The organism is Trueperella pyogenes, from assembly GCF_001070855.1.
Taxonomy (GTDB): Bacteria; Actinomycetota; Actinomycetes; order Actinomycetales; family Actinomycetaceae; genus Pauljensenia; species Pauljensenia pyogenes_A.
Window position 1 is genome coordinate 260506 of record NZ_JVLH01000009.1, and the last position, 12325, is coordinate 272830.

10 protein-coding genes and 2 tRNA genes are annotated in these 12325 nt (G+C 57.5%); 11 read left to right on the forward strand and 1 reads right to left on the reverse strand.

Annotated elements, in window-relative coordinates; genetic code table 11:
- Positions 1-12: 12 nt before the first annotated feature.
- From recF to ADG72_RS04600, 8 genes are all read left to right on the forward strand, one after another.
- Entirely contained in the window at positions 13-1173 is a 1161-nt protein-coding gene (gene recF / locus ADG72_RS04570; RefSeq protein ID WP_048712634.1) for a DNA replication/repair protein RecF, read from the forward strand.
- Positions 1166-1816: a DUF721 domain-containing protein gene (locus ADG72_RS04575; RefSeq protein WP_048713065.1), complete on the forward strand. Its 651-nt coding sequence runs from the start codon at positions 1166-1168 to the stop codon at positions 1814-1816. The genes recF and ADG72_RS04575 overlap by 8 nt, the downstream gene beginning before the upstream one ends.
- A 201-nt stretch (positions 1817-2017) precedes the next feature.
- Positions 2018-4048 carry a DNA topoisomerase (ATP-hydrolyzing) subunit B gene (gene gyrB / locus ADG72_RS04580; protein WP_048712637.1) on the forward strand — a complete coding sequence of 677 codons (2031 nt, stop codon included), beginning with the start codon at positions 2018-2020 and terminating at the stop codon, positions 4046-4048.
- A gap of 65 nt (positions 4049-4113) precedes the next feature.
- The gene (gene gyrA / locus ADG72_RS04585) at positions 4114-6720 is read left to right on the forward strand and encodes a DNA gyrase subunit A (RefSeq protein ID WP_048712639.1); all 2607 of its coding nucleotides are present in this window, start codon (positions 4114-4116) and stop codon (positions 6718-6720) included.
- The gene (locus ADG72_RS04590; RefSeq protein ID WP_048712641.1) at positions 6717-7109 is read left to right on the forward strand and encodes a DUF3566 domain-containing protein; all 393 of its coding nucleotides are present in this window, start codon (positions 6717-6719) and stop codon (positions 7107-7109) included. The genes gyrA and ADG72_RS04590 overlap by 4 nt, the downstream gene beginning before the upstream one ends.
- A 181-nt stretch (positions 7110-7290) precedes the next feature.
- Positions 7291-7367 (forward strand) — tRNA-Ile (locus ADG72_RS04595).
- A 29-nt stretch (positions 7368-7396) separates the two neighbouring features.
- The gene (locus tag ADG72_RS08705; RefSeq protein ID WP_009748190.1) at positions 7397-7534 is read left to right on the forward strand and encodes a DLW-39 family protein; all 138 of its coding nucleotides are present in this window, start codon (positions 7397-7399) and stop codon (positions 7532-7534) included.
- 18 nt (positions 7535-7552) lie between these two features.
- Positions 7553-7625, forward strand: a tRNA-Ala gene (locus ADG72_RS04600).
- 301 nt (positions 7626-7926) lie between these two features.
- Here ADG72_RS04600 and ADG72_RS04605 read toward each other — a convergent pair.
- Positions 7927-9102, reverse strand: a complete 1176-nt coding sequence (locus ADG72_RS04605; RefSeq protein ID WP_048712643.1) for a diacylglycerol/lipid kinase family protein — start codon at positions 9100-9102, stop codon at positions 7927-7929.
- Between the two features lie 80 nt (positions 9103-9182).
- Here ADG72_RS04605 and serS point away from each other — a divergent pair, with 80 nt between their 5' ends.
- From serS to ADG72_RS04620, 3 genes are read left to right on the forward strand one after another with little or no spacing between them, the layout of a single operon-like run.
- Complete coding sequence (gene serS / locus ADG72_RS04610; RefSeq protein WP_009748192.1) at positions 9183-10463, forward strand: serine--tRNA ligase; 1281 nt, start codon at positions 9183-9185, stop codon at positions 10461-10463.
- A gap of 9 nt (positions 10464-10472) precedes the next feature.
- Positions 10473-11381, forward strand: coding sequence for an HAD-IIB family hydrolase (locus ADG72_RS04615; RefSeq protein WP_048712646.1), 909 nt, complete (start codon positions 10473-10475; stop codon positions 11379-11381).
- 28 nt (positions 11382-11409) lie between these two features.
- A complete protein-coding gene (locus tag ADG72_RS04620) occupies positions 11410-12291 on the forward strand; it encodes a DUF5926 family protein (protein ID WP_048712649.1) in 882 nt (293 codons plus the stop codon).
- Positions 12292-12325: the final 34 nt, after the last annotated feature.

The following is a 12325-nucleotide window of genomic DNA, read 5'->3' on the forward strand; positions in this document are numbered from 1 at the left end:
TCTGGAGTTTGTGTGCGAGTTTCGCACGTTGCGCTGGATGATTTTCGTTCATACCGTCATGCGGTAGTGGAGTTTGCGCCGGGAACGACAGTCCTTTTGGGCTCAAATGGTCAGGGAAAGACCAATCTTGTCGAGGCTGTTTCCTACCTTTCCGCATTCTCCTCCCACCGCGTGAGTGCCGAACAAGCCCTGGTGCGTTTACCGCTTTCCCCTGATGAAGCTCAGCCCGGTGGGGCAGTTGTTCGGGTCAGGCTGGTGACCGCAGGAGAGCGCGAAACAGTTATTGAGCTTGAAATTGTTCGTGGAAAAGCGAATAGGGCGAAGGTTAATCGCACCCAAGTTCGACCGCGCGAAGTTCTTGGCCTGCTTAAAAGCGTGGTGTTTTCGCCGGAAGATCTTCAAATTGTTCGCGGTGACCCGCAGGTTCGTCGCCAGTTCTTGGACGATCTCCTCATTCAGCAGCACCCGCTGATCGCGCAGGTAAAAAGCGATTTTGACAAGGTTGCACGTCAGCGTGCGGCCTTGATGAAGAGTGCTCAATCGCAGTTACGCCGGGGTTTTACTCCCGACTTTTCAACAGTAGAAGTTTGGGATGACACCTTCGCCCAGCTCTCTGCGCAGCTCAGTCTTGCGCGCGTGGGACTAGTTGAGGAACTTCGTGGTCCCGCGGCCCACGCCTATGAGGAAATCGGTGGATCGCCTCGGAAATTGGATATCGAATTCCTTGCTTCCCAGGGGAATTGCCCGGTCGGTGGGGACTTGGCCACGATTACGGGTGAACTCAAGGAAATTTTGGCCTCATCACGCATGAAGGAAGCCGAAAGGGGGGTGAATTTATTCGGTGCACACCGCGACGATTTAAAGCTCACCCTTGGTGGCATGCCCGTGAAAGGTTATGCAAGCCACGGTGAGACATGGTCGGTTGCTCTTTCACTACGTTTGGGCGCTTTCGAGCTTCTTTCTCGAGATGGGGATACCCCGATCCTTATTCTCGATGATGTATTTGCAGAGCTTGATTCGTCGCGCAGAGCGGGATTAACCCGTATGATTACCGAAGCGGAGCAAGTATTAATCACGGCAGCGGTCGCCGATGATGTTCCGCAAGAATTACATGCTCAGGTTCATGCAGTCCATTGGGATCCTGAGCTTGGAACGGTGGTCGGTGATGAGTGAATTTTCCGATTTCGAATACGCTTCTGCTGCACTACGACGTGTACAAGCCAGAGCGCAGGCCCAGGGCCACTACCGCGTTCCTCTGCGGTCACGACGCAGAAGCGTGAGTGGACAAAGTGAAGAATTTGCCGAGGAAATTTTGCTCGATGATGAGCAAGAAGCTTCGGAGGTCAACCTTGATCCTCAAGCTGATCCAGATGGTGAATTTAGCGCGCTGTCAACGGTCGTTTCTCGGGCTGGAAGTCGTTGGATCAAAATGCCTGGAATGGCTCCTATGCGGCGAAAATACCGCGAGCCGAAGAAGCTGGGCCTGACAATTGATTCTTTAATCGCCTCGCGCGGGTGGCAAGAACACACACGGGCGGGAGATCTGATGGCGCGATGGAGCGATATTGTCGGCGATGAAATCGCTGAGCACTGCTCCATTGAAACAATTGATGATCACCGCCTGATTGTTCAATGCGATTCCACTGCGTGGTTTAAGCAACTTCAGCTACTTCTGCCGCGCCTAGAACGTACGATTGCCGAGGCCGTGGGTGAGGGTGTCGTGCAGCAGGTGATCTTGCGTCCACCGGCCTCTCCTTCGTGGAAAAAGGGTCGTTTATCGGTGCCCGGACGAGGTCCTCGCGATACCTACGCCTAGTTTCTGAACGTGTGACTGGTCACAGCCTCAAAAACGGCTATATTTCGCGGATAATTCCTGTGAGTGATTCTTCCTCATAGAGGTGTCAATCAGGGCTTTCCCCCTGCCTTTTCGGTAGAATGGTAACGGTTGTTTTATTGCTACTGCGCCATTTTCGGGCAGTGCACACCCATGCGGGTGAAGAATGAGGGGAGCCATTAGGTGGCTGAATCGCAAGAACCAACAGTCGATGACGGATCCGACGGCTATGGCGCGTCAGATATTACCGTCCTCGAAGGTTTGGAGGCGGTGCGTAAGCGCCCCGGTATGTACATCGGGTCAACCGGTGAGCGCGGCCTACATCACCTGGTGTATGAGGTTGTAGATAACTCCGTTGACGAGGCCTTGGCTGGCTACGCGGACCACATTGAGGTCACGATCCTGGCCGATGGTGGCGTTCGCGTCGTCGATAACGGACGCGGTATTCCCGTTGACGAGCACCCGACCGAGCACAAGCCAACGGTTGAGGTCGTCATGACCATCCTGCACGCGGGCGGTAAGTTCGGCGGCGGCGGTTACGCAGTTTCCGGCGGTCTTCACGGTGTGGGTATTTCGGTTGTGAATGCCTTGTCCACGCGTGTCGACACGGAGATTCGCAGGCAGGGATACGTATGGCGGATGTCCTTTGCTAACGGCGGCCACCCCATTACCGAATTGGTTCGTGGTGAAGAAACCACTGAAACCGGAACGACGCAAACCTTCTACCCGGATCCCGAAATCTTTGAGACCACCGTCTTCGATTTCGAAACCCTGCGTCAGCGCTTCCAGCAGATGGCATTCCTCAACAAGGGACTGCGTATCACCCTGACCGATGAGCGCGAAACTGCCACGGATGAAGGCGACGAAATCGCCGGAGACGAGCAGGCCTCGGAAGAAAAGCACAAGGGATTCCGCCAGGTTTCCTACATGTACGAGCACGGTCTGCGTGACTACGTGGAATACCTGGATTCGGCAAAGAAGATCGAAACGATCAACGCTGACATCATTGACTTCGAAGCGGAAAACGACGAAGGCACCATGAGCGTGGAAATCGCCATGCAGTGGACCACCGCGTATTCCTCGTCGGTTCACACCTTCGCAAACACCATCAATACCACCGAAGGTGGCATGCACGAAGAAGGTTTCCGTACCGCGCTGACCTCCTTGGTGAACCGCTACGGCCGTGAAAAGGGCATCATCCGCGAGAAGGATGACAACCTGACCGGTGATGATGTTCGCGAAGGTCTGACGGCCGTTATTTCGATCAAGCTCACCGAGCCCCAGTTCGAAGGCCAGACCAAAACCAAGCTGGGCAACACCGAAGCGCGAACCTTCGTTCAGCAGCAGGTTTACTCCAAGCTCACCGACTGGTTCGATGCGCACCCGGCGGATGCCAAGGCCATTATCCAGAAGGGCCAGGCAGCTCAGGCAGCGCGCGTTGCCGCTCGAAAGGCGCGCGAAGCTACTCGCCGTAAGGGCGTGCTGGAGTCAGCCTCGATGCCCGGTAAGCTGCGCGACTGCTCTTCACGAGTTCCCGAAGAATGCGAAATCTTCATCGTCGAGGGTGACTCCGCAGGCGGCTCAGCCGTTGGCGGACGCGACCCCGAACACCAGGCAATTCTGCCGATCCGAGGCAAGATTTTGAACGTGGAAAAGGCTCGCCTGGACCGCGCACTGAGCTCGGATACGATTCGCTCCCTGATTACCGCATTCGGAACGGGAATCGGCGAAGACTTCGATCTGGCGAAACTGCGCTACGGCAAGATCGTCATCATGGCCGACGCCGACGTTGACGGTCAGCACATTGCAACCCTGTTGCTCACCCTGCTGTTCCGCTACATGCGTCCCCTGGTTGAACAGGGACACACCTTCATTGCTATGCCTCCGCTGTACCGCATCAAGTGGTCCAACGCAGAGCACGAATTTGCTTACTCAGACAAGGAACGCGACGAGATGCTTGCCGCGGGAGCCGCAGCAAATCGCAGGCTTCCCAAGGAAGGTGGCATCCAGCGCTACAAGGGTCTGGGTGAGATGAATGATCACGAGCTGTGGGAAACCACCATGGATCCCGAGCACCGCATCCTCAAGCAGGTCACTCTCGAAGATGCAGCAGATGCCGATGAAACCTTCACCATCTTGATGGGCGACGACGTCGAGAGGCGCCGCACGTTTATCCAGCGCAACGCCACCGACGTGCGCTTCCTCGACATCTAAAGCCCAGCGACGAGGCCACAACGCATGTGCGGCCTCGTCAGTAGAAAACGAAACGAAGGACCAAAGTGAGCGACGAACAAACAGTCGATGCCGGACACATCCGCGACGTCGAACGTATTCGCCAGGTCGACCTGCAGAAGGAAATGCAGCGCTCCTATCTCGACTACGCCATGAGCGTTATTGTCGGACGCGCGCTGCCCGATGTTCGTGACGGACTCAAGCCCGTCCACCGCCGCATCCTCTACGCGATGTACGACGGCGGTTACCGTCCCACCTCTTCATTCTCAAAGTCATCGCGCATCGTTGGTGACGTCATGGGTAACTACCACCCCCACGGCGACGCAGCGATCTACGATGCACTTGCGCGCCTGGTGCAGCCCTGGTCTTTGCGCTACCCCTTGGTCGCTGGTCAGGGTAACTTCGGTACCCCCGGTAACCTGGGCCCCGCAGCACCTCGTTACACCGAATGTAAGATGGCCCCTCTGGCCATGGAGATGGTCCGCGACATCGACGAAGAATGCGTTGATTTCCAGGACAACTACGATGGTCGCAACCAGGAACCGACCATTCTTCCCTCGCGTTTCCCCAACGTCTTGGTCAATGGTTCGGAAGGTATCGCCGTCGGTATGGCGACCCGTATTCCCCCGCACAACCTGCGTGAGGTTGCGCGCGGCGTGCAGTGGGCGCTTGAGCACCCCGAGGCCTCGCGAGAGGAACTTCTTGAGGCCCTCCTCAAGCTGATCCCCGGTCCCGACTTCCCAACGGGCGCAACCATTTTGGGACGTCGCGGAATTGAAGACGCATACCGTACCGGACGCGGTTCCATCACTCAGCGCGCGGTTGTCAACGTGGAGGAAATTCACGGACGCCAGTGCCTGGTGGTCACTGAGCTTCCCTATCAGGTCAACCCCGACAACTTGGCTGACAAGATTGCTCAGCTGGTTCGTGATGGTCAGATCCAAGGTATTGCGGATATTCGCGATGAAACTTCCGGCCGTACCGGTCAGCGACTGGTCATTGTCCTCAAGCGTGATGCAGTTGCCAAGGTTGTTCTGAACAACCTGTACAAGCGCACTTCGCTGCAGGAAAACTTCTCGGCGAACATGCTTGCGCTGGTCGACGGTGTTCCGCGAACCCTGTCGATTGACGGCTTTATCCGCCACTGGGTTGCCCACCAGATCGAAGTGATTGTGCGCCGCACGCAGTTCCGTCTGCGTAAGGCTCAAGAGCGTCTGCACATCTTGGACGGTTACCTCAAGGCCCTGGATGCATTGGACGAGGTCATTGCCCTGATCCGTCGTTCACCCACGGTCGATGAGGCACGTAGCGGCTTGATGGAGCTGCTGGATGTTGATGAGATCCAAGCCGACGCGATTCTGGCCCTGCAGCTGCGCCGACTGGCAGCTCTGGAACGTCAGAAGATCTTGAATGAGCACGCCGAACTGCGCGCCCGCGTTGAAGATCTGCAGGACATCTTGGCCAAGCCCGAGCGTCAACGTGCAATTATCTCCGAAGAACTTGGCGAAATCGTTGAGAAGTTCGGCGATGAGCGTCGCACCACCATCGTTCCCTTCGATGGGGAAATGTCGATGGAAGACCTCATCCCCGAAGAGGATGTTGTCGTCACCATCACCCGCGATGGTTTCGCAAAGCGCACTCGTACTGACAACTACCGCTCCCAGAAACGAGGCGGTAAGGGCGTTCGCGGCACCCAGTTGCGCGGCGATGACGTGGTTGAGCACTTCTTTGTCACGACCACGCACCACTGGCTGCTGTTCTTCACGAACCTCGGTCGCGTATACCGCGCGAAGGCCTACGAGATTCCCGAAGGCGGTCGCGATGCTAAGGGCCAGCACGTTGCAAATCTTCTGGCATTCCAGCCCGAAGAGCGCATTGCGCAGGTCCTGGCAATCCGCACCTACGAGGACGCACAGTACTTGGTGCTGGCAACGAAGTCCGGCCTCGTGAAGAAGACCCCGCTGGAGATGTACAACTCTCCGCGAAGCGGCGGCATTATTGCCGTTAACCTGCGTGAGGACGAAGAGGGCAAGCCGGATGAGCTGGTTTCGGCTCAGCTGGCTAATGCCGATGACGATCTGCTGCTGGTGTCTCGCGATGGTCAGGCCGTGCGCTTCGCCGCGACGGACGAGCAGTTGCGACCCATGGGTCGTTCGACCTCCGGCGTTCGCGGTATGAAGTTCCGCGGCGATGATGAGCTCTTGGCCATGGATGTTCCTCGCGAGGGAACGGACCTGCTGATCGTGACCGATTCCGGTTACGCCAAGCGCACTCCCATTGAGGAATACCCGACCAAGGGTCGTGGAACCATGGGTGTACGCGTGGGTCGTCTGGTTGAAGAGCGTGGCGGACTTGTTGGTGCGCTAGTTGTTGATCCTGAAGAAGACATCATGGTCATCACCGAGTCCGGCAAGCTGGTCCAGGTCAATGCCTCGGATGTGCGCCCGACTGCGCGTAACACCATGGGTGTCATCTTTGCTCGTCCCGATGGGGACGATCGCATCATTGCAGTGACTCGTAACCCCGAGCGCGACATTGATGAAGAAGAGTCTGAGGAGGCGCAAGCACAGGACAATTCTTCGCAAAGTAATGACGAAACCCCTGCTGAGGATGTAGCGTCAGAGCATGACGACTCACAGGAGGTCCAGGAATGAGTGATCACGCATCGAACGACCGCGATGACCTTCCCCGCCAGGTAGACCTCGCCATTGTGCGAGTGGACCCCTGGGGAGTCATGAAGGTTGCCTTCCTGCTCAGCGTGGCATTGGGTATCGCACTGGTTGTTGCAGTCATGATCCTGTGGCTCATGCTCAACGCCATGCATGTCTTCGCCTCGGCGGAAAGCTCCCTGCAGTCCATTGGCGCATCGCAGATGGTCTCGCTTCTGGATTACGTCAGGCTTCCGAAGGTCATGGCCTACACGACTCTCATTGCGGTCATGAACGTTGTTCTGCTGACTGCACTGTCGGCCTTGGGAACCTTCCTGTACAACTTGGTCGCCTCGCTGGTCGGTGGCATCAAGGTGACACTGATGGATGAGTGAGCTTTAAGTTCCACTGTGTGGGGGTTGGTGCGCGGCACCGACCCCCACACGTGTATTCAGGCCATTCTTCTGGTGGTTCAACACGGTGATCACTAATGAGTGGGCGACGTCACCAGAAAACAATTTTGCGTGAGTCACCATGCGCATGTACTATTTAACGCGTGCCTTTCGGCATGGCAATGGGCCTATAGCTCAGTAGGTTAGAGCGCAGTCCTGATAAGACTGAGGTCGGTGGTTCGAGCCCACCTAGGCCCACCATCCGCAGGAACAATTGAGCGGAGGCTCCCATGAAGAAGTTTGTGAAAACTCTTTCACTAGTGGCATGTGCTGCTGTCGTGGGGCTTGTGATCCGGCAGGTCTGCCAGGATCTTTCCGACAATGAGGAACTGTGGACATCCGTTACGGATGACATCTCGCAGGCGTAAGCTTGGGGGAACCCCTTTGGGGCTATGGCGCAATTGGTAGCGCACCTGCTTTGCAAGCAGGGGGTTACGGGTTCGAGTCCCGTTAGCTCCACAACCAAAGGTCCAGCTTCGGCTGGGCCTTTTTCTTGTGTACGGTGTCTAGTCTGGTATTCGGAAACCGCGCATGTAGTACCGCGTTTAACACCGCACGTGGATACGGCGCATAGCGCATAGCAGCGCATAGCTCGCAGCGAGATCACACGCACGTCAGACGGTTTTAGCGCGTCCATTCCTGGTTTAGCTCACTCACCTACCACCTTAAAACGGCAATAGGCCCGGAATGGGTGAGCTAAACCAGGAATGTGGGGAGAAAGAGGCGGGAAAGTGAGAAGGCGGTGTTTACCCGGCGGTGTTTAGCCCGCGATCAACAGCGCGCCCTGATCGATGCGCACAGCAACCTTCGCACTGCGGCCAATAGCATCCCCATCGACCTCAACAACGGCAGGTTGATCCAGTTCAAGCTCGCATTCGCGTACCTGCCTGATTGAGAGATCGGCAGGGGAGACAGGCGTATTAACCTGCGGAAGTCCAAGGCTTTGACTAAAGACCTTCAAGGACAGATCGGCCCAACCGACCAAGCCAACCTGCGTATCCACAGCGACGACATCAAGCAATCCGTCATGCAAGGAGGCCTCGGGAGCCAAGGTGATCACCGGTAAATCTCCGCAGTTTGCAAAGAGTACGCAACGGGCGGTGAACTCCGAAGAATCATCGCCACCGTGAGCGGCCTGTCCACGAAGACGGGCACCCATGCGAGGAACATCCAGTGAATTAATTGCCGAAAGTACGTAGGCAGCCCAGCCGATATTCTTCTTGAGCTCAGGATCTGTCTTCGACATGGTCTCACCATCGAAGCCCATCCCAGCCAAGGTCACAAAGGGGAATTCATCCTCTAAGGCCAGCGCGGCCTCGTCAGAGGAGGAAGGATGCGAGGAGGTCACGCCTGCCAGCAGCTTTCCTTCACAGGGAAGGTCAAAACGCTCCTCGGGATCAACCATGCGAAGCCAGGCGAGATCAACTCGGTGGGTTGACTCCCCAAGCGCAACCGCGAGTGCATCAAGGGGGGAATCCAGCGGAAGCCCAAGATTACGGGCCAAAACATTGCCAGTGCCCTCGGGAAGAATACCCATGCGCACTCCGGTGTGGGCCAAGCCCGCGGCAACAGCGCGAACTGTTCCGTCTCCGCCGGCGGCAATGACATGCGTTGCGCCAGCTCGCACAGCCTTGCGCGCCTGAGAAACACCTGGGTCGGCGATGCTTGTCTCAATGAAATGAATGTCACGCACGCCAAGCGCACGCGCATCCATTGTGAGGGAGTTGCGAAATTCCTGCGGATCATCATGTTTGGAAGGATTAAAAACCACCCAAGGGCGAATGTTTTCGGCAATGCTCGGAGGCAGTGAAATTGCCGAACGATGCGCACGACGTGACCGTGACTGAATGAAGTACTTTGCACCTGCTGTGACGCCTGCTCCGGCAATTCCTGCGAGGGCAATCAGGTACGGTGACGGTGCACGAAACTTTCGCATACTCAAAGTGTAAAGGGCACTGAGCTCACAGCACAGACATTTGTCGGCACTGACATGCTTCAGTGAACTAAGATGGCCCCATGATTGATGTGCGTTCACTGCGTGAAAACCCCGAGCCCGCACGCGCCTCACAGCGCGCTCGCGGAGCTGATCCCGCCCTTGTTGACCAGATTCTTGAAGCCGACGTTGCCCGTCGCGAGGCCCTCCAGAACTTTGAGGCCCTGCGCGCGACGCAAAAAGAGGTGTCCAAGTCCGTGGGTCGCGCATCCAAGGAAGAACGCCCCGCCATTCTTGCGCAGGCAAAGGAACTTGCTGAGGAAGTGAAGGCAGCCGAGGCCGCTGCAAACGCTGCCGATGCCGAGGCCGATCGCCTGGCCCGCCTGCTCCCGAACCTGGTCCTCGATGGAGTTCCCGTGGGCGGCGAGGATGACTATGTTGTCCTGCGCCACGCAGGCCCGGAGCGTCGTGACTTTGCCGCCGAAGGCTTTGAACCCCAGGACCACTTGGCACTGGGCGAAGGCCTTGATGCGATCGATACCAAGCGCGGAGCGAAGGTTTCTGGCGCACGCTTCTACTACCTCAAGGGAATTGGTGCCCGCCTCGAGCTGGCTCTGATGACCATGGCCATGGATCAGGCACTCGCCAACGGCTTCGTGCCCATGATGACCCCGACCCTGGTGACCCCGCAGGTCATGGGCGGTACCGGCTTCCTCAACGAGCACTCCGAAGAGATCTACTACCTGCCCGCCGATGACCTGTACCTGACAGGTACCTCCGAGGTTGCGCTCGCCGGCTACCACGCCGATGAGATCCTTGATCTGTCGGATGGCCCCAAGCGCTACATGGGTTGGTCGACCTGCTACCGTCGCGAAGCCGGTTCGGCCGGTAAGGATACTCGCGGCATCATCCGCGTCCACCAGTTCAACAAGGCTGAGATGTTCTCCTACTGCCGTCCCGAGGACGCAGAAGAAGAGCACGCACGCTTCCTGGCTTGGGAAGAAGAGATGCTGGCCAAGGTTGAGCTGCCCTACCGCGTGATTGATACGGCCGCCGGTGACCTCGGTACTTCTGCTGCTCGTAAGTTTGACTGCGAGGCCTGGCTGCCCACTCAGGAACGCTACATGGAGGTCACCTCGACCTCGAATTGCACGACCTTCCAGGCACGCCGACTGGGTATCCGTGAGCGTCGCGAAGATGGCATGACCGCTGTCGCAACCCTCAATGGCACCCTTGCTACGACCCGTTGGCTGGTTGCGATCCTTGAGAACCACCAGCGCTCTGATGGCTCAATCTACGTTCCCGAAGCAATGCGCCCCTACCTCGGTGGCCTCGAGGTTCTTGAGCCCGTCGCTGCAAAGTAACGAGGCTGCGTGACCAGCTACTTAACGGCACCGCTGAGCGGTGAAGCTCCCCGTCCTTTCGAGGAGCTGGTGGGGGAGGCGCTCAATGCGCTTCCTTCCACTTTCCCGCGTGATATCGCGCAGGTGATGGTCGCCCTGGACATCGATGGGACAATTTTGAGTCCCAGCGGTGCCAGCGCACAGGTCGTTGAATCGATTGCTGCATTGAATCGGGCCGGTGCGCAGGTCGTTATCGCGACAGGCCGCTCAATGGGTGCGGTCCTGCCCGTTCTCCCGCTGCTGGGCTTCCGCCGCGGGTGGATCGTCGCATCGAATGGTGCGATCCTTGCTCGCGTTCACGAGGCCGGGTATGAGATTGTGCATCGCCATGAGTTTTCGCCCGCCGAGGTCATTGACGAGGCATTGATGGCTCTTCCGCATGCGCGTTTCGGTGCTGAAGACCGTAACCTTCGCTTGATTTCAACAGGTTTTCCCGAAGGGGAGATCGTTGAAGACACCGAGTTGGTGAGCGTTGACGAACTTCGTTCGATGCGCACGCCCAAGCTTGTCATTCGTGAGCCCGCTTTGGACCGCGATGCTTTCGAAAGCATCTTGTGTGCCCTGCCCTTTGCAAAGACTCACGAGGTTTTCGTCGGCTGGACCTCCTGGGCTGATATCAGTTCACTCGGGGTGACGAAAGCCAGCGGACTTGATGAACTTCGACGGGATCTCTCGCTTCCCGTTGAAGGAAGTGTCGCTATTGGCGACGGCACGAACGACATTGCCATGATTCAGTGGGCAGCCTTTGGAGTTGCCATGGGTGGTGCCACAGACGAAGTTCGCATTCACAGTGATTTCGTTGCGGCAGCAGTCGAAAACGATGGTGCGGCCGCCGTCATGCAGGCAATTTTGCGCTGGTGCGCAGCCACGGCCTCGTGAAGGGGAAGAAAACCGCTACGATAGCCCCATGGGAAAAGCCTCACGTCGTAAAAAAGTAGCAGTCAGCGCAGATCGCCCGGCATACCGCCCCCCGATCCCCTTCGTGGAACGTCCTTTTGAAGGACTTCCCAACGAAGTCGAACTGGTCGCAATGCGCGAAATCATCCCCTGCGCAACGCTGAGCGGTCGCACCACTGAAGAACACGGCGGTGCAGACTTCGACATCGTTACCCTGCTGCCCGATGGCCATCCTGCAATGATTCGCCCCGATGGACGTATCCTTGTTGGCCTGCAGACTCGTTCGAACTCGGGCGATCTCTCACACGACGTTGCGGCAGCTCTTCTTGCTGCTCTTCAAGCACAGTCCGACGGTGTTGACGGCGTCATCGACATTGATGTGCGCGAACCCGCCCCTCGCCTTCAGGACATTGTTGATCCGAAGGCATTTGGCGATATGGAGATCGTTGCCGATTTCGGTTATTGGTTCGACCCGAATCAGGAACTCACCCCCGAAATGCGCGATGCTCTTGAGCAAAACCGCGCCGACGTTGTTCCTACCGCTGCAGTGCCCGGTACAGAAGGCATGTACTGGTGCGAAATGAACCGCAACTTTGTTCGTTACGTATCTGCCGCCCCTGAGCACAAGCTTTTTGATGCGCTTGCTCGCCTGCAGGCAGCTGGAAATGCCCGATTGGGAGAAGGCTCCCGTTTTGTCGGTGCATTCCGCGCATGCGGTCTGGCAATTCCGGTTTTCGAGCTCGCTGAAGGCGCTTCTGCAGAAGATGTTGCCGCAGATGCGAAGGCTCTTGCGGAAAACGTTGAGAAGGCGCTGAAGGAAACCACCCCGCTGAGTGCAGACGAACGTCGCGCGCGCCAGGGCCTCGTTTCCCGTCAGGTCACGATTCGCTAAGGAGAGGCGGCACTTGAGCGGGATAGACTAACAG

What these genes read in the sequence shown, in the direction of transcription:
- ADG72_RS04605 (WP_048712643.1), bottom strand. Translation starts at nt 9,102, where the DNA reads ATGCGAAAGTTTCGTGCACCGTCACCGTACCTGATTGCCCTCGCAGGA.
- serS (WP_009748192.1), top strand. Translation starts at nt 9,183, where the DNA reads ATGATTGATGTGCGTTCACTGCGTGAAAACCCCGAGCCCGCACGCGCC.
- ADG72_RS04590 (WP_048712641.1), top strand. Translation starts at nt 6,717, where the DNA reads ATGAGTGATCACGCATCGAACGACCGCGATGACCTTCCCCGCCAGGTA.
- ADG72_RS08705 (WP_009748190.1), top strand. Translation starts at nt 7,397, where the DNA reads ATGAAGAAGTTTGTGAAAACTCTTTCACTAGTGGCATGTGCTGCTGTC.
- ADG72_RS04575 (WP_048713065.1), top strand. Translation starts at nt 1,166, where the DNA reads ATGAGTGAATTTTCCGATTTCGAATACGCTTCTGCTGCACTACGACGT.
- ADG72_RS04620 (WP_048712649.1), top strand. Translation starts at nt 11,410, where the DNA reads ATGGGAAAAGCCTCACGTCGTAAAAAAGTAGCAGTCAGCGCAGATCGC.